Source organism: Streptomyces sp. 796.1 (genome assembly GCF_047525675.1).
Lineage (GTDB): Bacteria > Actinomycetota > Actinomycetes > Streptomycetales > Streptomycetaceae > Streptomyces.
On the sequence record NZ_JBLIWA010000002.1, the window covers coordinates 242962 to 263772 of the forward strand.

11 protein-coding genes are annotated in these 20811 nt (G+C 74.2%); 3 read left to right on the top strand and 8 right to left on the bottom strand.

Annotated features, from left to right (window positions below):
• Positions 1–300 precede the first annotated feature (300 nt).
• The 6 genes from ACMA1D_RS02595 to pepN all read right to left on the bottom strand — a co-directional run bounded on the left by ACMA1D_RS02595 (position 301) and on the right by pepN (position 14765).
• Complete coding sequence (locus ACMA1D_RS02595) at positions 301–1740, bottom strand: lysine N(6)-hydroxylase/L-ornithine N(5)-oxygenase family protein (protein ID WP_414722191.1); 1440 nt, start codon at positions 1738–1740, stop codon at positions 301–303.
• Positions 1740–3416 (bottom strand): pyridoxal phosphate-dependent decarboxylase family protein, encoded by a 1677-nt coding sequence (locus ACMA1D_RS02600; protein WP_414722192.1) that lies wholly within the window; start codon positions 3414–3416, stop codon positions 1740–1742. The genes ACMA1D_RS02595 and ACMA1D_RS02600 overlap by 1 nt, the downstream gene beginning before the upstream one ends.
• Positions 3417–3720: 304 nt before the next feature.
• The gene (locus tag ACMA1D_RS02605) at positions 3721–4572 is read right to left on the bottom strand and encodes an NAD(P)H-binding protein (protein WP_414722193.1); all 852 of its coding nucleotides are present in this window, start codon (positions 4570–4572) and stop codon (positions 3721–3723) included.
• A gap of 605 nt (positions 4573–5177) precedes the next feature.
• Positions 5178–5888, bottom strand: coding sequence for a L,D-transpeptidase family protein (locus ACMA1D_RS02610; RefSeq protein WP_414722194.1), 711 nt, complete (start codon positions 5886–5888; stop codon positions 5178–5180).
• 103 nt (positions 5889–5991) lie between these two features.
• Complete coding sequence (locus ACMA1D_RS02615; protein ID WP_414722195.1) at positions 5992–11700, bottom strand: SpaA isopeptide-forming pilin-related protein; 5709 nt, start codon at positions 11698–11700, stop codon at positions 5992–5994.
• A 512-nt stretch (positions 11701–12212) separates the two neighbouring features.
• Positions 12213–14765: an aminopeptidase N gene (gene pepN, locus ACMA1D_RS02620; RefSeq protein ID WP_414722196.1), complete on the bottom strand. Its 2553-nt coding sequence runs from the start codon at positions 14763–14765 to the stop codon at positions 12213–12215.
• A gap of 383 nt (positions 14766–15148) precedes the next feature.
• Between pepN and ACMA1D_RS02625 the strand changes: the two genes are divergently transcribed.
• On the top strand, positions 15149–16492 hold the full coding sequence (locus ACMA1D_RS02625; RefSeq protein ID WP_414722197.1) for an amidohydrolase: 1344 nt from the start codon (positions 15149–15151) through the stop codon (positions 16490–16492).
• A 171-nt stretch (positions 16493–16663) separates the two neighbouring features.
• Positions 16664–17146 carry a carboxymuconolactone decarboxylase family protein gene (locus ACMA1D_RS02630; protein WP_414722198.1) on the top strand — a complete coding sequence of 161 codons (483 nt, stop codon included), beginning with the start codon at positions 16664–16666 and terminating at the stop codon, positions 17144–17146.
• Between the two features lie 284 nt (positions 17147–17430).
• Here the strand turns inward: ACMA1D_RS02630 and ACMA1D_RS02635 are convergent, their stop codons facing one another.
• The gene (locus tag ACMA1D_RS02635; protein ID WP_414722199.1) at positions 17431–17841 is read right to left on the bottom strand and encodes a chorismate mutase; all 411 of its coding nucleotides are present in this window, start codon (positions 17839–17841) and stop codon (positions 17431–17433) included.
• A gap of 423 nt (positions 17842–18264) precedes the next feature.
• Between ACMA1D_RS02635 and ACMA1D_RS02640 the strand changes: the two genes are divergently transcribed.
• Positions 18265–18666 carry a VOC family protein gene (locus tag ACMA1D_RS02640; protein ID WP_414722200.1) on the top strand — a complete coding sequence of 134 codons (402 nt, stop codon included), beginning with the start codon at positions 18265–18267 and terminating at the stop codon, positions 18664–18666.
• Positions 18667–18742: 76 nt separating this feature from the next.
• Here the strand turns inward: ACMA1D_RS02640 and ACMA1D_RS02645 are convergent, their stop codons facing one another.
• Positions 18743–20632, bottom strand: a complete 1890-nt coding sequence (locus tag ACMA1D_RS02645; protein WP_414722201.1) for an amidohydrolase family protein — start codon at positions 20630–20632, stop codon at positions 18743–18745.
• Positions 20633–20811 lie beyond the last annotated feature (179 nt).

Sequence of the window (20811 nt, forward strand, 5' to 3'; positions counted from 1 at the left end):
CTGTCTGCTTCCTGCGCCGTTCGGCCGCGATTCGCCGAGGATGCCTGGGCCCAGGAGCTCGCCGGCGTGGGGGGTGTCGCCGGGGTCATGCTGTACGAGCCGGACGGCTCGGGGATGGGCATCTCCACGATGCTGGGACAGCCGCGGGCCCAGCAGGTCGCGGAGCTCGCCGACCAGGTGCAGGAGTGGGCGGTGGAGGCGCTGTGCGCGGCGTTGAAGCCGGCGGTGTGGCCCGAGTGTCCCGCCCACCCCAACGCGCATCCGCTCGCTCCGACGGTCCGTCACGGCCAGGCGGTGTGGTCATGCCCGCGCGACGGGGTGACGGTCGCGCTGATCGGAGAGCTTGCCGCCGCGGTGGCCGCCGGTGGTGGGGTCGAGCCCGAAGGTGGTGAAGGCGGTGCGGCGCGGCAGCGGGAACGCCATGCGACCTGTGACTGAGTTGAGGATGACGGCGCCGCGCCAGGCGGCGAGCCCGAGGTCGGGGGCGCCGACGCCGTGGGTGTGGCGCTCGGCGTTCTGGACGTAGACCGAGCCCGTGATGGCGGGGTCGAGGACCAGCCGCTGCTGCTCGTCGACGAGCGGACGGCCCGAGCCGTCCCGCCTCAGGTGCGGCTGGAGGTCGGCGAGCAGGGTGTCGGTGGCGCGCTCGCGGTAGCCGGTGGCCAGCACCACGGCGTGGGTGGAGAGCCGACTGCGGGTGTGCTGGTACTCGTGCTCGACGTGCAGTTCGATGGTGGAGGTGCCGACCCGGCCCGCGGTGCGCACCCGCACGCCGGGGGTGAGCACCGCGTCCGGCCAGCCGCCGTCCAGGGTGCGGTCGTAGAGCTCGTCGTGGATGGCGGCGATGGTCTCCTGGTCGATGCCCTTGTAGAGCTGCCACTGCCGGGGCAGCAGCGCGTCGCGGGTGGGCTCGTCCAGGCCGTGGAAGTAGCGGGTGTGGTCGGGCGTGAACTGTTCCAGGCCGAGCTTGCTGTACTCCATGGGCGCGAAGGCCGCGGTGCGGGTGAGCCAGTGCAGCCCTTCGCGCCCGGCGGGGCGCCTGCGCAGCAGGTCGAGGAAGACCTCGGCGCCCGACTGGCCCGAGCCGACGACGGTGATGTGGTCGGCGGCGAGGAGTTCGGCACGGTGGTCGAGGTAGTGGGCGGAGTGCAGCACGGGCACGCCGTGGGCGTCGGCGAGCGGGCGCAGCGGTTCGGGCACGTGGGGCTCGGTGCCGAGGCCGAGCGCGAGGTGGCGGGCGTAGATCCGGCCGAGCGCGACCGCTTCGGCGTCGGCGTCGAGTTGCGCGAAGTCCACCTCGAACAGTTCCCGGTCGGGGTTCCAGCGCACCGAGTCGATCTGATGGCTGAAGGAGAGCCCCGGCAGGTGTTCGCTGACCCAGCGGCAGTACGCGTCGTACTCGGCGCGTCTGACGTGGAACCGCTCGGCGAAGTAGAACGGGAAGAGCCGGTCCTGGTCGTGCAGGTAGTTCAGGAAGGTCCAGGGGCTGGTGGGGTCGGCGAGGGTGACGAGGTCGGCGAGGAAGGGGACCTGGAGCGTGCTGCCCTCGATGAGCAGCCCGGGGTGCCAGCGGAAGGCGGGCCGCTGTTCGTAGAAGGCGGTGCGCAGTCCGGGGACGCCGTAGGCGAGGGCGGCGAGGGAGAGGTTGAAGGGGCCGATCCCGATGCCCGCGAGGTCGTACGGTTCGTCGGCGCCTGCGGTGGGGGCCGGGGCGGGCTGTGGGGGGTGGGTCGTACTCATCAGGTGCGGTGGCCTTCCACGAGTTTGACCAGGGCTTCCAGGTCGCTGGGTTGGGTGTGCGGGTTGAGCAGGGTGGCCTTGAGCCAGAGGCCGTCGGGGCGGGCGGCGCGGCCGAGTACGGCCCGGCCCTCGGTGAGGAGCCGGCGGCGGGCCCGGGCGACGGCGGGCGGGTCGGCCCCCACCGGGCGGAACAGCACGGTGCTGATGGTGGGCCGGGAGTGCAGTTCGAGGTCGGGGTGGGCCGTGATGAGGTCGGCGAGGTGCTGGGCCGCGGCGCAGGTGCGGTCGATGAGGGCGGCCAGGCCGGTGCGGCCCAGCGCCCGCAGGGTGACGGCGACCTTGAGGACGTCGGGGCGCCGGGTGGTGCGCCAGGAGCGGCCGAGCAGGTCGGGGAAGCCGGCTTCGGTGTCGTCGTCGGCGCTGAGGTAGTCGGCGCGCTGCCCGAGCGGGGCCAGGTCGGCGCGGTCGGGGACGGCGAGCAGGCCGGCCGCGACCGGCTGCCAGCCCAGTTTGTGCAGGTCGAGCGTGACGGTGTGGGCGCGTTCGATGCCGCGCAGCTTGGCCGCGTGCACGTCGCTGAGCAGCAGCGGCCCGCCGTAGGCGGCGTCGACGTGGAACCTGGCGCCGTGCGCCGCGGCCACGTCGGCGAGCGCGGGCAGCGGGTCGATGGCGCCGCTGTCGGTGGTGCCTGCGGTGGCCACGACCAGCAGGGGGGCGTGCGCGGGCAGTCCGGCGAGCGCGGCGGCGACGGCGGCGGGTTCGAGCACGCCGTGCGGCGTGGCGACCACGATCGGGTCGGGCAGCCCGAGCACCCAGGCCGCGCGGATCACGCTGTGGTGCGCGTTCTCGCCGCAGACCACGCGCAGCGCGGGCGGCGCGTGAGGCGCGCGGGGCGGGTGGGCGCCCGGGTGCGGGGAGCCCGGCGGGCGGCGGGGGCCTGGCAGCGGGCGCGAGGCCGGGTGGGGGCCCTGGGCGGGGTGGTCGGGCGCGCGGCCGGTCAGGGGCTCGGGCAGCTCGGCCAGTTGCTCGGTGGGGGCGGCGAACGGTGTGAGGTCGCGCGGGGCCGCCGCGGTACGGGCCGCCGGCCGGGCGGCGAGCCTGGTGGCCGGGGCCGGCAGCGGGCCGGCCGGCCCGCTGCGGGCGGCCTCGCGGGCCAGCAACAGGGCGAGTTGGTTGGACTCGGTGCCGCCGGTGGTGATCAGGGCGTCGGCGGTCGGCGTCGCCGGGTAGACGACCTCGGCGAGCGCCCGGCTGGTGAGGGCTTCGAGTTCGGAGGCGGCCGGGGCCTGGTCCCAGGAGTCGAGCGACGGGTTGAGCGCGCTGGCCGCGAGGTCGGCGGCGACGGCCACGGCCAGGGGCGGGCAGTGCAGGTGGGCGGCGCAGTGCGGGTCGGCGGGGTCGGCCGCGCCGGCGGCGACGGCGTGCACCAGGACGCGCAGGGCCTCCTCGACGCCGGTGCCTTCGGCCGGCAGGGCCGCGCCGACGGTGCGGCGTACGGTCGCGGCGACGGCCGCCGGCCCACCGGGCGGCAGCGGGCCTGCGCGGTCACGGGCGCCGGTGGCGAGCGTGTCCAGAACGGCGTCGATGAGCGGGCGCAGCGCGCGCGGACCCGCGGCGCCACCGGCCAGCGGCGGGAGGGGCGGTTCGGCGTCGGCGTCGGCAACCGGCACAGGCACGGATGTGCCCTCCAATGAGGGAGGCGGGATTGAGGCTGGCCTAAGCTACTGGCGCCGCCAGGACCCGCGGCTCCCCTTCCCTGGACACCACCCTTTAGGGGGTAGCCCGCTGCTCGTACGAGGGAGGGCGGGGCGGGTGGGGTCGACGCGATCTGGTAGGGCTTGGGGCGTTCTCGTACGTCGGCGTTTCGTTGGGTGACGCGTCCGCGGGGCGGGGCTGCTACGGCCCGGCGGGGCGGGTAGGGGGCGGGGCCGGCTCGGTGCGGCGCGTACGCACCGAGCCGTACGTGGGCGGGCCGTGGGGTCAGGTGGTCGGGGCGGTGAAGTCGGCGGCGTGGTCGGTGGCCCAGCGGGCGAACGTGTGGGCCGGGCGGCCGGTGACCTCGGCGACGGTCGTGGTGACCTCGGGTTCGGCGGTGACCGCGGCGGCGAACGCGTCCAGGATCGCTTCCAACATGCCCGGCGGCACGTGCGGGAACAGGTCGCGGTCCACCTCGTCGCGGGGGATCTCGGTGAAGGTCACGGGACGGCCGACGGCCGCGCCGATGAGGGCGATCTGTTCGCTGGTGGTGCTGGCCTCGGGGCCGGTCAGGCGGTAGACGGCGGCGTGGTGACCGTCGCCAAGCAGTGCCCGGACGGCGACCGCGGCGATGTCCGCCTCGTGGATGGGCGCGGTGCGGGCCCCGGCGAACGGGCCGCGTACGGTGTTGCCGGCGCGGACCTGCGGGGCCCACTGGAAGGAGTTGGTGGCGAACGCGTTGGGCCGCAGCAGGGTCCACCGGAGGCCGCTGGCCGTGACGGCCCGCTCGGCCGCGAGGTGGTGGGCGACGACCGGATGGGACTCGTCGGCGCCCTCGTCGACGGCCCCGCTGGAGAGCAGCACCACGCGCGTCACGCCGGCCGCGGTCGCCGCGGCCAGCAGGTCGGGGACGCGGCCATGGACCGCGGACAGGTTGAGGAACAGGCCGGTGGCGCCGGCGAAAAGGGCCGGCAGCCCGGCCCGGTCGGCGAAGTCGGCGCGTACCGCTTCGGCACCTGCCGGCAGCGCGGCGCGGCCCGGGTCACGCGTGAGGGCGCGGACGGGCGCCCCCTCGGCGAGGAGTTGGGAGACGAGCGAACGCCCGACGTTTCCGGAGGCACCGGTCACGACGATCACGGGTGGGCCGCCTTTCTGTACGCCCCCTCCGCCCGCCGCCCGCACGGCACGGACGCCACGGAGCACGTACGCCGTGCAGGACGTACGCCATGCAGTTCCCGTGCGGCACGCGTGCCGCGGCGCAGGTCCCGGGCCGCACAGGGCACGGGCACGGCACGCACGCGGCACGCGCGTCGGACGGCGAGCGCACCTGGCGGCGGCGCCGCGGAGCGCGGGCCGGGCACCGGCCGCTCGGCGGCGCCCGGGTGCTTTCGGGCGGCATCGGTGCCGAACGGGTCAGCGGATGAAGGGAGTTGGGGTGGGCCCGGCGGGTGCCGGGCCTCGGCTTTCGGTTGGCTCCGCCAGGCTAGTCAACCGGATGCAGCCTCCGAATCACCGGTTCGACCGAGGCCCGCTGCGACCATCGGCCTAGGACCATGACGGAGAACCACCCCGCGCGAGGGGCTGACCCACGCGCGGGGCCACCCCGTACGAGGCAGCGCCCCGTACGACGAACCACCCCACGGGTGAGAGAGACCCCGCGCGGGAGGACCGCCCAACGTCGGAAAGCCGCCCCCCCTGTGAGCCCGCCCCACACCGACGGGCCACCCCGCAGGGCGGGTCCCTCAGTCGGCCGTTCCCGGCTTCGTGCCCCAGACGAAGACCTTGTCGCCGAGGCCCAGGAGGTCCCACAGGGTGGCCGCGTCGTCGACGGTGAGGTTGACGCAGCCGGCCGAGCCGCCGCCGTCGTAGAGGTCACCGGGGTGGCCGTGCAGGGCCTGGCCGCCGTCGAAGAACTGGGAGTACGGCATGGGGGCGTTGTCGTAGATGGTGGAGACGTGGTCCCGGCTGCGCTGGTAGATCTCGTGCCAGCCGGGGCGGGTCTCCTGCGCGTCGCGACCGGTGCGCACCGGGACGGGACCGAAGCCGACCCGGTCGCCGGTCTGCACCCACAGCAGTTGGCGGTCCATGTCCACGCAGGTCACCCGGTGGGACCGGACCGGGCAGTGGCCGGCGGCGTTGGGGTTGTCGCGGGCCTGGACCGCGACCAGGGTCCGGTAGGTGCCGAGCCCCGCGTAGCCGTCCGCGCGGGCGATGCCGTGCTGGCGCTGGAAGCCGCGGATGGCCTGGCAGTCCGCCACCGACTGGCGGCCGTCCACCGGCCGGTCCAGGTGCTTCTCCAACTGCCGCTGGTAGGGGCCGGTGGGCGCGGTGCAGGCGGCGTCGGCCGGCGGTGCGGCCGGGGCGGCGACGGCGGGGGCCGCAGCACACAAGAGTGCCGTGGCCGTGGTGGCCGTTGCTGCGGCCACGGCACCGGGGAGACGGACAGGGCGCACGTCGCAACCTCCAGGGATGACGTTCCGGGCCCTGTCAGTGCACCACTCCCCCGGCCCGGCCGCCCAGTTCAGGGCGGCCGAACCGGTGAGTGGTCAGGAGTGCCTAGGCGGCGTGCGGCTGCTGGCCGCCCTTGTCGCCCTCGTGGTGCTGGCCTTCCTTGCGGTGTCCCTGCTTCTTGTCGTGGTGGTTCTTGTCGTGGTGCTTGTCGTGGTGGTGGTTCTTGTCGTGGTGCTTGTCGTTGTCGTGCGGCTTGCCGTGGCCGTGGTGGCCGTGGTGCTCGCCGTGGTTGCAGTGGTCACCGTGGTGCTTGCCGTGGTGGTTGCAGTGGTCACCGTGGTGGCCGCCGTTGCCGTGGTGGTCACAGCACTTGCAGCACTCGCAGCAGTCGCACGGGGGCTTCGGCTTGCAGTCCTTGCCCTTGCACGGTTCGCCGCGCTTGTTCTTGATCTTGACGGTGACGCCGTCGGCGCTGTTGTCCTTCGTCACCTCGTACGGGCCGAAGACCGGGTTGTCGGGCAGTACGTACCCCTCGGGGACCGCGGTCTCCTTGAGGTAGTACTCGCCGCGGTCCAGGTCGCCGAAGGTGCACAGACCGGCGTCGTCGGTGGAGCAGCCCTCGCCCTCACGGGTGTCGGGGTTGGCCCCGTCCGACTGGAGGCCGCGCACGCCGTTGGTCTCGCGCCACAGCTCGAACACGGCGCCGGCCAGCGGCTTGCCGTGCTTCTCGTCGGTCTTGACCAACTTGATCGAGCCCTTGACCGGCGGCTCGGTCTTGCGGATGTTCTCCGCGTGGGCGCGCACGCCTTCCGAGGCGTTCTCCTCGGTCAGCACCAGCGGGCCGAAGACGTTCTGGTCCGGCAGGTCGTAACCCTCCGGAGCCGCGGTCTCCTCCCAGTAGTACGTGCCGGGACGCGTGGTCTCCTCGCACACCCCGCTGGCCGGCGTCGTGCACCGGGCCACCCGGGTGTCCGGGTCACTGCCGTCCGTCTGGAGACCCTCGGTGCCGTTCGACTCGCGCCACAGCACGAAGTCGGCGCCCGCGAGCGGATCGCCGGACTCCGCGTCCGTCTTGCGGACGCTGACGTCACCGGTGACCGGGGGCTCGGGGGTGCGGGTGTTGTCCGCGGTGACGCGGACGCCCTCGGCGGCGTTCTCCTCGGTCAGCACCAGCGGCCCGAAGACCGCGGGGTCGGGCAGGTCGTAGCCGTCAGGGGCGGCCGTCTCCTCCCAGTAGTACGTACCGGGGCTGGTCGTGTCGGCACAGACACCGCTGGCCGGCGTGGTGCAGGTGGACACCAGGGTGTCCGGGTCCGCACCGACCTGCTGGAGACCGTCCGTACCGTTCGTCTCACGCCAGAGCGCGAACTCGGCACCCGCGAGCGGGTCACCGGACTCCGCGTCCCGCTTGAGGACACTGACCTCACCGTTGACCGGCGGAATCGGGGTCGAGCTGTTGCCAGCCTCCACCCGAACGCCCTCAGCAGCGTTCTCCTCGGTCAGCTCCAGCGGCCCGAAGACCGCCGGGTCCGGCAGCTCGTAACCCTCGGGAGCAGCCGTCTCCAGCCAGTAGTACGTACCCGGGCTGGTCGTCTCCGAGCAGATGCCGCTGGCCGGCGTGGTGCACGCCGCGACACGCGTGTCGGTGTCGGCGCCGTCGGTCTGGAGACCGGGGGTGCCGTTGGTCTCGCGCCACAGCAGGAACTCGGCGCCCGCGAGCGGCGCACCGGTCTCCGCGTCGGTCTTCAGGACGCTGACCTCACCGGTCACCGGCGGCACCGGCTCCCGCGTGTTCTCAGCCGTGACCCGAACACCCTCAGCAGCGTTCTCCTCCGTCAACTCCAACGGACCGAACACGTTCGGACTCGGCAGCTCGTAACCCTCAGGAGCCGCCGTCTCCTCCCAGTAGTACGTACCGGGGCTGGTCGTCTCCTCGCACACGCCACTGGCCGGCGTGGTGCAGGTCGCGACGCGGGTGTCGGCGTCGGCGCCGTCGGTCTGGAGACCGGCGGTCCCGTTGGTCTCGCGCCACAGCACGAAGTCGGCGCCCGCGAGCGGGTCACCGGACTCGGCGTCCGTCTTCAGGACGCTGACCTCACCGGTCACCGGCGGCACCGGCTCCCGCGTGTTCTCAGCCGTGACCCGAACACCCTCAGCAGCGTTCTCCTCCGTCAACTCCAACGGACCGAACACATTCGGACTCGGCAGCTCGTAACCCTCAGGAGCCGCCGTCTCCTCCCAGTAGTACGTACCGGGGCTGGTGGTGTCGGCGCAGATGCCCGTGGCGGGCGTGGTGCAGGTGGACACCAGGGTGTCCGGGTCCGCACCGACCTGCTGAAGGCCGTCCGTGCCGTTGGTCTCGCGCCAGAGCGCGAACTCGGCACCCGCCAGCGGGTCACCGGACTCCGCGTCCGTCTTCAGGACGCTGACCTCACCGTTGACCGGCGGGATCGGGGTCGAGCTGTTACCAGCCTCCACCCGGACGCCGTCGGCCGCGTTCTCCTCAGTCAGCTCCAACGGCCCGAAGACCGCCGGGTCAGGCAGCTCGTACCCGGTGGGTGCGGCCGTCTCCTGCCAGTAGTAGGTGCCCAGGGTGGTCGTCTCGGCACAGACGCCGCTGGCCGGCGTGGTGCACTCGGCGACGCGGGTGTCGGGGTCGGCGCCGGTGGTCTGGAGACCGTCGGTGCCGTTCGACTCGCGCCACAGGACGAACTCGGCGCCGGCGAGCGGCTCGCCGTTCTCCGCGTCCGTCTTCAGAACGCTGACCTCACCGTTGACCGGCGGAACCGGCGTCGAGGTGTTGTCCGCGGTGACGCGGACGCCCTCGGCGGCGTTCTCCTCGGTCAGCACCAGCGGCCCGAAGACCGCCGGGTCAGGCAGCTCATAACCCTCGGGCGCGGCCGTCTCCTCCCAGTAGTACGTACCGGGGCTGGTGGTGTCCGCACAGATGCCCGTGGCGGGCGTGGTGCAGGTCGAGACCCGGGTGTCGGGGTCCGCACCATCGGTCTGGAGACCGTCGGTGCCGTTGGTCTCCCGCCACAGCGTGAACTCCGCACCGGCGAGCGGGTCACCGGTCTCGGCGTCCCGCTTGAGGACGCTGACCTCGCCGTTGACCGGCGGGATCGGGGTCGAGCTGTTGCCAGCCTCCACCCGGACGCCATCGGCCGCGTTCTCCTCGGTGAGCGTCACCGGGCCGAAGACGTTCGGGTCCGGCAGCTCGTAGCCGTCGGGCGCGGCGGTCTCCTCCCAGTAGTACGTACCGAGTTCGGTGGTCTCGGCACAGACGCCGCTGGCGGGCGTGGTGCAGGTCGAGACCCGGGTGTCGGCGTCGGCGCCCTCGGTCTGGAGACCGGCGGTCCCGTTGGTCTCCCGCCACAGCACGAACTCCGCGCCGGCGAGCGGGTCACCGGTCTCGGCGTCCGTCTTCAGGACGCTGACCTCACCGGTCGTCGGCGGCACCACGGTGCGGGCGTTCTCCGCCTCGACCCGTACGCCACCGGCGGCGTTCTCGTCGGTGAGGGTGAGCGGGCCGAAGACGTTCGGTGTCGGGAGGTCGTAGCCGGTGGGGGCCGCGGTCTCCTCCCAGTAGTACGTGCCGACCTCGGTGGTCTCGGCACACTCGCCGCTGGCCGGCGTGGTGCACTCGGCGACCCGGGTGTCCGGGTCGTCGCCGGTGGTCTGGAGGCCGGCGACGCCGTTGGTCTCGCGCCACAGCACGAACTCGGCGCCCGCGAGCGGGTCACCCGTCGTGGCGTCCGACTTCAGGACGCTGACCTCGCCGGTGACCGGCGGGACCGGGGTGCGGGTGTTCTCCGCGGTGACCCGGACGCCCTCGGCGGCGTTCTCCTCCGTCAGCACCAGCGGGCCGAAGACCGCAGGGTCGGGCAGCTCGTACCCGTCGGGAGCGGCCGTCTCCTCCCAGTAGTACGTACCGGGGCTGGTGGTGTCCGCACAGATGCCCGTGGCGGGCGTGGTGCAGGTCGAGACCCGGGTGTCGGGGTCCGCACCATCGGTCTGGAGACCGTCGGTGCCGTTGGTCTCCCGCCACAGCGTGAACTCCGCACCGGCGAGCGCGTCGCCCGTACCCTCCTCGACCTTGGACACGCTGACCTCACCGGTCACCGGCGGCACCGGCGTGGAGCTGTTCGCGGCCTCCACGCGGACACCATCGGCGGCGTTCTCCTCGGTGAGCGTCAACGGCCCGAAGACCGCCGGATCGGGCAGCTCGTAGCCGGCGGGTGCGGCCGTCTCCTGCCAGTAGTACGTGCCGAGCTCGGTGGTCTCGGCACACTCACCACTGGCCGGTGTGGTGCACTCGGCGACCCGGGTGTCCGGGTCGGCACCGTCCACCTGGAGGCCGTCGACCCCGTTGGACTCGCGCCACAGCACGAACTCGGCGCCCGCGAGCGGTGCGCCGGTCTCCGCGTCCGTCTTCAGGACGCTGACGTCACCGGTCACCGGCGGCACCGGGGTGCGCGTGTCCTCGGCCGTGACCCGCACGCCCTCGGCCGCGTTGTCCTCCGTCAGCACCAGGGGCCCGAAGACGTTCGGTGTCGGGAGGTCGTAGCCGTCCGGTGGGGCGGTCTCCTCCCAGTAGTACGTACCGGGGCTGGTGGTGTCCGCGCACACGCCCGTGGCGGACGTGGTGCAGGTGGAGACCCGGGTGTCGGGGTCCGCGCCGTCGGTCTGGAGACCGGCGGTGCCGTTCGACTCCCGCCACAGCGTGAACTCCGCACCGGCGAGCGCGTCGCCGGTCGCGGCGTCCGTCTTCAGGACGCTGACCTCACCGGTCACCGGCGCCGGTCCCCCGCAGTCCGGCAGGTCGCCGTTGAACGGGTAGGCGTGGAACTCCTGGCCGCCGCCGACGGCGGAGCTGGTGTGGGTCAGCGAGCCGGTGGTGAAGAACCGTCCGTTGACACCGGGCAGCGTGACCCGGGTGGTCGAGGACTGCTCGCCCACCAGGACGCTGCCCTGGAACTGGCCGCTTCCGCCGAGATCCACCGACGTGGCGTCCGGGTAGTTCCACAGCAGCCGCTCGCGGTAGGCGTTCAGCGGGTCGTCATCGGTGATGCCGCCGCTGTAGGTGTTGAGCACCCGGTTCGCGCCGAACACGTTGACCAGCACCGTGGCATCGGCGGGCACGTTCTCGAAGGCGATGCCCTGGGCGCCGCCGCCCGAGCCCACCATGTCGAAGTCCACGTTGAAGACCTGGAGCGAGGAGGTCCCGTCACCCGTGAACAGCGTCTGGTAGCCCTGGTTGACCGCGGTGCCGGTGGGCGTCCGCGGCGAGCCGTCGACCCGGGCGTAGCACCGGCTGGCGGCGGTGAGCTGGTCGCGGAGCGCGGTGTACGGGGCGACCGCCGCGTCGTCCTGGACGGCCGTGCCGGTGAGGGTGCCGGAGAGCGGCCCCGCGTGCCGTACGGTGCCGATCTCGCCCGCGACGCCACCGGTGGTGTCCAGGGTCTGACCGGGCGCGACGGTCACGCCGCCGCCGGTGGTGAGGAAGTCCGCGTCGGTGGGCGGGGGCACGCGCGAGCCGACCCCGACGATGCCGAGGTTGTAGAGGCCGCTGCGCCCTGCGCCCTTGTTCTGGTCGAACTCGTCGAGCACGACCACGCGGCCCTCGGCCTCGGCGGCCCCTTCCCGTACCAGGAAGTCGTTGCCGACGAAGATGTTGATGTTGTTGTCGCGGCCGTGGAACGCGTCGTTGTTGATCGGCGGATACGGATCGGGGCAGGAGCCGGGCAGACAGGGCCCGAGACCGCCCGGCAACGGCGCCGCCGCCGCTGGTGTCGTGGTGAGTCCGAACGTCAAGAGCGGCACGGCTGTGGCGACCACAGCACATGCCACGCCGGCTGTGCCGGCGCGTGTTCGGAGCGCTGTGAGGCGCTTGGAGATGGATCTCATGCCGGGCATCGTCGTTAGCGGCCGGCTGTACAGCCGTCAGTGACACGGCAGCTTGCGCCGGTCACGGATGCTAACCCACCCGAACGGCCCGCCCCGGCGAGCCGCTGGTGGATTCGGACCGCCGTCTGTGCTGTGGCCAGGGGGAACGGGGTGCGGTACGGGTCGCGGGGCGGGCCGGCGGCGCACCGGCGCCGGGCGTCGGCGTGCCCGAGCCCCGCCCGCGCGCCGCACCCGGTACGGCCGTCTGGCGGCGCCGCACCATCCGCACGGGGCCGCAACCCGGGGCCGGCACCGCGGCGCGGCGGTTGCCGGGGGCGCCGCGCGGGTGTAGCGGGCCGGGGGCAGCGAGGCGATCGGGGCGGCGGGTGCGTCGGGCGGTGTCGAGGGGCCCCCGCGGGGTGCGGGGGCCGGGCGCCCGGTCAGTCGGTGGCCGCGGCGGCCTCCCGTACCCGTACCGCCCGACGCAGGTCGTCGAGTTCGTCGACGAGCCGCCGGCGCAGCGCCGGGGTCGGGTCGGCGTCGCGCAGGCACTCCTCGGCGAGCCGCACCGTCTCGGCGTCCACCGCCTGGTGCGGGAAGCCGAAGCGGCCCACGGCCTGCGCGATGGCGGGGCCGCGGCGGGCGGCGACGGCGGTGGCGGCCGGGAAGTAGCGGGCCACGTAGCCGCTGAGCAGTTCGTGCTGTTCGGCCTGCCAGAACCCCTCGGCGGTCGCGGTGACCAGGTAGGTGGACAGGTCGTCCTTGTCGAACAGTTCCGCCCAGGCCGCCTCCTTGGCCGCCGGGTCGGGCAGCGCCGCGCGGCAGCGGGCGGCGCCCTCCTGCCCGGTGGCGCTGGAGTCGCGGGCGAGCTCGGCCTCGATGTCGGCCGGCGTCACGACGCCCAGCACGGCGCGGCGCAGCAACAGCCGCCAGCGCAGCTCCTGGTCGAGCTCGGGCCCGCCGGGCACGGTGCCCGCGGCGAGCCAGCCGGCGAGCTCGTCCCCGTCGTCGGTGCTGTCGGCGAGGGTCTGCACGGCCGCCAGGCGAAGGCCGGGCGCCGAGCCGTCCGCGGTACGGAGCAGCAGGTCACGGCAGGTGTCGACGAGCGTGGCGAGGGCGGCGGCGCGCTGTTCGACGGGCAGGTAGCGGTCGGCGAGCTGGCCGCGGGCGAAGGCCAGTACGCCCTGCACGATGACGACGTCGCTCTCCTTCGGCAGGTGGGCGCGGAGCACGTCGAGGTAACGGGTGGGCGCCAGCTTGCCGTCGCGGACCAGGTCCCGGGCGGCGTTCCAGACGACGGCGCGGGAGAGCGGTTCGGGCAGCCCGGACAGGGCCGCGCCGATGGTCGCCCAGGACCGCTCGTCGAAGCCGATCTTGACGTAGCTGTAGTCGCCGTCGTTGACGAGTACGAGATCGGGGCGCGGGCCCTGCTCCTCGTGCACCTGCTCGGCGGGCGCCTGCCCGTCGGTGGCGGCGTCCGCCGGGGACGCCGGCACGGTCCACTGGAGCGCCGGGCGCGGCACCAGCCGGCCGGTGGCCGGGTCGTGGTCGTAGCAGCCGACGGTGAGCTGGTGCGGCCGGCTGCCCTGGTGGACCAGGCGCAGCCGCCAGCCGTCGGCGCTCTCCTCGACCACCGGCGTGAGGGTGTCCACGCCGGTGGTGCGCAGCCAGGCGTCGGCCCACTCGGGCACCGGCCGCCCCGAGGCGCGGGCGAGGGCGTCGATGAAGTCGGCGAGCGTGGCGTTGCCGAACCGGTTCAGCGTGAAGTGGTCGTTGATGCCGGCGAGGAAGTCCCGCTCACCGAGGTAGGCGACGAGCTGGCGCAGCGCGGAGGCGCCCTTGGCGTAGGAGATGCCGTCGAAGTTCAGCCGGGCGGCGGCCGTGTCGGGCACCCCGTCGGGCTCGGGCGCCACCGGGTGCGTGGAGGTCCGCTGGTCCGCGTCGTACCCCCAGCTCTTGCGGCGGACGCCGAAGTCGGCCCAGGTGTCGGTGTAGCGGGTGGCCTCGGTGAGGATCTGGAAGCCCATGTACTCGGCGAACGACTCGTTCAGCCAGATGTCGTCCCACCAGCGCATGGTGACCAGGTCGCCGAACCACATGTGGGCCATCTCGTGCGCGATGACCATGGCCCGGCTCTGCCGCTCGCCCTCGGTGACGGCGGAGCGGAAGATGAACTGGTCGCGGAAGGTGACCAGGCCCGGGTTCTCCATGGCGCCGGAGTTGAACTCGGGCACGAACGCCTGGTCGTAGGAGTCGAACGGGTACGGCTCGTCGAAGATCTCGTGGTACCGGTCGAAGCAGCGCCGGGTGATGTCGAAGAGCTCCTCGGCGTCGGCGTCCAACTGGGCCCCGAGGGAGCGGCGCACGTGCAGGCCGAACGGGAGCCCGGCGTGCTGGGTGCGCACCGAGTGCCAGGGGCCGGCGGCGAGCGCCATCAGATAGGTGCTGATGGGCTGGGTGGGCGCGAGCTGCCAGCGGCCGTCGGCGGCGTCCCCGACCCGGGTCGCGATGCCGTTGCCGAGCACGGTCCACTCGGGCGGCGCGGTGACGCTGACCTCGAACACGGCCTTCAGGTCGGGCTGGTCGAAGCAGGCGAACACCTTGGGCGCGTCCGACATGCAGCACATGGTGTAGAGGTACGTCTCGCCGTCGGCGGGGTCGGTGAAGCGGTGCATTCCCTCGCCGGTGCGCGAGTACCGCATGTCGGCCTCGACCAGCAGCTCGTGCTCGCCCTCGGGGAGTCCGGTCAGCGGGAACCGGCCGTCGGCGTAGCGCGCGGTGTCGAGTTCGACGCCGTCGAGCGTGACCCGGTGCAGGGCGGCGGCCTCCAGCTCGACGAAGGTGTCGGTGCCCGCCTCACGCACGCACAGGCGCACGGACGTGGTCGAACCGAACACCTCGTCGCCCCGCGTCAGGTCGAGGTCGATGGTGTAGCGGCGGAGGCCGATGCGGGCGGCACGGGTCTGCGCTTCATCGCGCGTCAGTACGGACATGGGAGCCATGCTGCCCTACGGCTCGCGCGGCGTGCAGGCCGCGGGGGGTGTGCGAGACACCACTTCGTACGGCCCGATCACCGACCGCGGTGGTGCGGGGACGGTCCGGCACGGGCCCGCTGCCGGGAGCCGGTGACCGGCCGGGGCACGGGTCCGTGTGGGCTGGCTTTACGCAGGTGGGAGGGGATGCGTCGGGTCGGGCGCGGACCCGGATGACCGGCCGGGGCCGGATCGCGGGGTGGGCCCGGGTGGCAGGGTGGGGGCATGACGATCGCCGTAACCTCCCCGTACGCCCCGCGGCCCGCCCGGGCCCGGCGGCCGGGCCGCACCCACCGCCCCGCGCAGCCGGCGCAGCACCCTGCGATACGCCGGGCGGGTGCCCGATGAGCCACCCAGGACCCGGTACGCCACCGGCTGCCGCGCAGGACCCGTCGGGCTCGGCGCCAGAGGTTCGGCCGGCGGGCACGGCGCCCACCGGGGAGGGGGCCGGCGCGTCGGTCGGGGCCGCTCCCCCGCCCGCGTCCACCGCCGCCGAAGAGGCCGCGCGACAGCGCGTACTCGCCCGGATCGACGCGTACGCCGGGCGCCTGACGGAGTTGAGCCGCGCGCTGCACGCCGATCCCGAACTCGCCTTCGCCGAGCACCGGGCGTCGGAGCGGCTGGCCGACCTGCTGGCGGGGGCCGGGTTCGCCGTGCAGCGCGGCGGCCACGACCTGCCGACCGCGGTCACCGCCTCGTACGGGACCGGGCCGCTGGTGATCGGGGTGTGCGCCGAGTACGACGCGCTGCCCGGCCTCGGCCACGCCTGCGGGCACAACGTGATCTGCGCGGCGGGTGCGGGCGCCGCGATCGGGCTTGCCGCCGTCGCCGACGAACTCGGCTTCGCGGTACGGCTGCTCGGCACGCCGGCCGAGGAGCACGGCGGCGGCAAGGTGTTGCTGCTCGAACGCGGCGCCTTCGACGACGTGACGGTGGCGATGATGGCGCACCCCGGGCCGGCCGACGACGTCGACCCGCGCTCGTCCACCACCGCGGTGGCCCGCTTCGCGGTGACCTTCACCGGGCGCGCCGCGCACGCCGCGTCAGCCCCGCACCTGGGGATCAACGCCGCCGACGCGGCCGTGGTCGCCCAGGTCGCCGTCGGCCAGCTCCGGCAGCAACTCCCGGACGGCTACCGGGTGTCGGGCATCGTCCGGCACGGCGGTGACCAGGCGAACATCATCCCCGAACGCGCGGTACTCGACTGGGAGGTGCGCACCCCGACCGCGGAGGAACTGACCGAGTTGCGCCGGCGGGTGGCGAACTGCTTCCACGGCGCGGCCCTGGCCACCGGGTGCACGGTGACGATCGAGCCCACCCAGCCCGACTACCTGGACCTGTGCAACGACGGCTGGCTGATGGCGCGTTACGCGGACGGGCTGCGCGCCGCCGGCCGCACCCCCGCCGAGCCAGCTGGCCCGCCGCGGCGCATCGGCGCGTCGACGGACATGGGGAACGTGACCCGGGCGCTGCCCGCGATCCATCCGCACGTGGGCATCGAGGGCGCCGAATGCACCCCGCACACCCGGGAGTTCGCCGAGTGGACCGGCGGCGCCGCGGCCGACGCAGCCGCGCTCGCGGCAGCCCGCGCCATGGCCTGGGCCGGGGTCGCGCTGGCCGCCGACGACCAGCGCCGGGCGCACTACCTGGCACTGCGGGCCGCGGGGGCACCCGGCTCACCGGAGTAGCCGCCCCGCTCCGACGGGCCCGGCCCACGCCCCACCGACCTGCTCCGCTCCGCCCGGCACCCGGGCACCCCGGGCGCCCCGCGAGAGGTAGCTCACACCCGTCCCCGTCACACCGCTCCGCGCCGTTTCGTCACAGGGGTGTAGCCACCGAGAACGACACGGGAGTGAACGATGGATGCTCGGTTGAACTTCTTCGCAAGCCCGCAGGCGATGGCGTCCGTGAAGCACCTGATCGCGGCCGGCAAGGTGTTCGCGGACGGGCCGCTGCCCGCGGCGACAAGGGAGTTGGTGCTGTTGCGGGTGAGCCAGATCAACGGCTGTGCCCGCTGCGTCGAGATGCACACCAAGGAGGCCGAGCACGAAGGGGAGAGTTCGGCGCGGCTGCACCTGGTCGCGACCTGGCGGGAAGCCACGCTCTTCACTCCGGCCGAGCGGGCCGCGCTCGAACTCGCCGAGGAGGGCACCCGCATCGCGGACGCGGCGGGCGGCGTCTCCGACGAGGTGTGGGCCGAGGCCGCCAAGCACTACACGGAGGCCGAGCTCACCGCCCTCACCGGCATCATCGCCGTCACCAACGCCTTCAACCGGTTGAACCTCATCAGCCAACAGCCGGCCGGCGACTACGTGGTCGGCCAGTACGCCCACCTGTCGTAACCGGCGGGGGCGGCCCGGCCGGGCCCACCCCACGCGGCGGTGCGCCCGGCCGGCGGGAACCACGCCCACCCACCGACCACGACCACGTACGGAAGAGGGGGCCGGCACCGGCGTTGCCGGCCCCGCGCAAGGAGCGAGCGTTTCGGTCCCCACGGGGGAAGGGGCCGCACGATCGCCGGGCCGGACCGCGCGACGGGGGTGGTCCGGCCGGCGACGCACCGCGCGCCGGGCCGGCGCCTGGCCCGTAGGTGACCTGACTCCGCTCGCCCGGCCGGGACGGGCGGCTACCGTCCGGCCGCCGCCCCGCCACTGGTCTCCACGTCGTCCGCGATCTGCTCGTGGTGGCGGATGACCTCGGCGATGATGAAGTTGAGCAGCTTCTCGGCGAACCCCGGGTCGAGCTTGGCGCTGCCGGCGAGTTCGCGCAGCCGGGCGATCTGCCGGGCCTCGCGCGCCGGGTCGGCCGGGGGCAGCTTGTGGTCGGCCTTCAGGCGGCCCACCCGTTGGGTGCACTTGAAGCGCTCGGCGAGCATGTGCACGACGGCGGCGTCGATGTTGTCGATGCTGTCCCGCAGCCGCGACAGTTCAGCGCGCACCGCCGCGTCGTCCAGGGCGGAGGTGTCGGCTCCGGCGGCGGGCGGCCCGGGCGGGTCCGGCGGGGTGCTGGGTACGGACGGATCAGGCTGGTCGTTCATGGCGTGGGTCTCCCGATGCGGTCACGGGCGGCAAACGGCGCCACGCTAACAGGGCGCCCGCCGGCGTGATCGCCCGCCCGGCCACCCCGCGCGGCCCACGGCCCGATCACCGCGCCGCCCCGCGTCCGCGCCGTCGGACGCGCCCGACCGGCCGCCCGCCGTCGCCAACCGGGCGGCGGGTCGACGAACCGGCAGGACCCGCAAGGCCCGACAGGCCCAACAGGCCCGACAGAGGCGGCAAGACCGACTGGACCGACAGAGGGGCCCCTTCGTACAGCTCCGTACGGCTTCGTACGGCCGCTTCCTCCGGTCGCTTCGTACGGCCGCTTCGTACGGCGTACGTCCCCACCCGCGCCGCGGGCGAGGCAGCCGGTCGGGTGAGGGCCTGTGGACTCCCGGCCGCGCCCCGGGCAGGCTGCCCTGATGATCGCGAAACTCCAGTGCACCGTCATCGACTGCCCCGACCCCACCGCGCTCGCCACCTTCTACGGACACGTCCTGGGCTGGCGCCCGGTCACCGACGACCCCACGTGGACGACCCTCACCGCGCCCGACGGCCAACAGATCGCCTTCCAGCAGGTCGCCGACCACCGCCCGCCGCGCTGGCCCGACCCGGCCCACCCGCAACAGTTCCACTTCGACTTCGAGGTCGACACGCGCGATGACGTCATCCGCGCCCGGCGCGAGGTGGAGGCCCTGGGCGCCACCTTCCTCCACGACTCCGGCGGCGCCCGCTCCGGCTTCCTCACCTTCGCCGACCCGGCGGGTCACCCGTTCTGCCTGTGCTACGGCCAGGGGCTGCCGCCCGCGGAGGACGCGGGCTGAGCGCGCCCCGCCCGGCCCCCGCGGACGTCACCGCACGGGCGCCCGCGGGGGCGATGGCCCGCCGCCCGACGCCCCCTCACCCCCCGTGCACCACCTCGCCGTCGAACACCGTCATCCCCACCGGCACCTCGGCGATCTCCGCCAGCGGCGTGGTCCGCAGGTCTGCTTCGAGTACGCACAGGTCGGCCACCTTGCCCACGGTCAGCGACCCCTTCCAGGACTCGGCGGCGTCCTGCCAGGCACCGCCGGTGGTGTACGCGGCCAGGGCCTGGTCCAGGGTGAGCCGCTGGTCCGGGCCGTGCACCTCGCCGCAGGCGCCGATGCGGGTGGTCAGCGCGGCGACGCCGGCGCGCCAGTTCGGCGAGTTGACCGGGGTGTCGGAGCTGCCGACGAAGGGGACGCCGGCGTCGACCGCCGAGCGCCACGGCACGAACGCGTCGCCCTCGGGGCCCTGCGCCGCCCCGTGCACCACGTTGGCCCAGCTCTGCGCCTGCGGGCCGAAGCCGATGCCGTGCTCGGCCAGCGTGGGCAGCAGGCCGGGCGGGGTGAACGGGCCGTGCATCAGGACGTGGCGGGGGTCGGGGCGCGGATGGCGGCGCGCCGCGGCCACGAACGCGGCGACGACCGTGGGCACCCACCGGTAGCAGTGCACGCCCACCTGGTAGCCGGCGGCGTGCGCGATGCGGATCATCTCGGTGAGCTCGGCGGCCCGCTCCTCGTTGGTGGCGCCTTCGACGAGCAGGTCGCCGCCGCTGTCCGAGAACAGTTTGACCCCGCGCACCGCGAGCCGCCGCGGGTCCACCCCGGTCGGCGGCGTGAACGCGTCGAGCGCGGCCCGCACGGCGGCGGCCGAACCGCCCGACTGCGAACAGGGCAGGAACAGCGCGTTCACCCGCGCCCGCAACCCGCCCGACCCGGCCAGCTCCGCGTACGCCGTCAGGGTCTCGGTGCCCTGCGTGCCGCCGCCGAGCCCTTCGCCGCCGGGGCCCAGGCCCGGATCGGTGAAGCTGGTGATGCCCTGCGCGTGCAGCCGGGTGACCGCGTCCGCGATGGCCTCCTTGCGCCGCTCGCGGGGCCAGGGCGGCAGGATCAGTTGGACCAGCGCCTGCGCCCCGTACCGCAGGACGCCGGTGGGGCGCCCGTTCGCGTCGTACTCGACGCCGGGCGTGCGGGGATCGTTCGGCCCGGCGTCGACGATGCCGGCCAGCGCCAGGGCGCGCGAGTTGACCGCGCTGACGTGGTAGCCGCTGTCCTGGAGGAAGACCGGATGGTCGGGCGAGACTCGGTCCAGGTCGTCGCGGTTCGGGCCGCGCTGGTCGGTCAGCCGACCCGGGTTCCAGCCGGAGCCGCGCACCCACTGCCCGGCGGGCACCCGCGCGGTCTCTGCGGCCACCGCGGCAACGATGTCGGCGATCGAGCGCACCGCGCTCGGGCCCAGGTCCAGCGCGTACGGCGGCAGGTTCAACCGGTAGACGGCGGTGTGCAGATGGGTGTCGTTGACGCCCGGCAACAGGGTGCGGCCCCGCAGGTCCACCACCTGGGCGCCGGCCCGCGCGAAGGACCGGGCACCGGAGTCGTCGCCGACGTAGACGATCGTGCCCGCCCGGACGGCGACGGCCGACGCGCTCGGCCGCGACGGGTCCATCGTACGGACGTCGCCGTTGCGGAACACCAGGTCGGCGGGGCCGCCCCCGGCCACGGACCGCGGCGAGGCGGTGGCGAGCGCCGGCCCCGCACCGGTGAACAGCGAGGCCGCGGCGGCGACGCCGAACAACCGGCCGGCGTCCCGCCGCGTCAGCCCCGCCCCGGGCCGACCGGCGCCGGCACACTCGGGTGCGGCGCCTTCGGGTGCGGCGCCTTCGGGAATGGCGTGGCGCGCGCCGGGACGGTCAGCAGCAGGGCGTTCGGAGGCGGCACGTTCGCTAGTGGCGCGTTCGGAGGCGGCACGCTCATCAGACGCAGACATCGGACAGGTCTCCCGTTCGGCGAGTAGGGACGTGCGATGGCCGAGCAAACGAATGTCCGGATGATCAGTTGGCCGCCACCACCGCGTCAAGCTTCCCGACACGGCGTCGACTTGATGTGATCACCCGGCTCAACTCGACGTTGGCGGCTGCCGCTGCGCATCGCGCGCGGGGCCGCGAC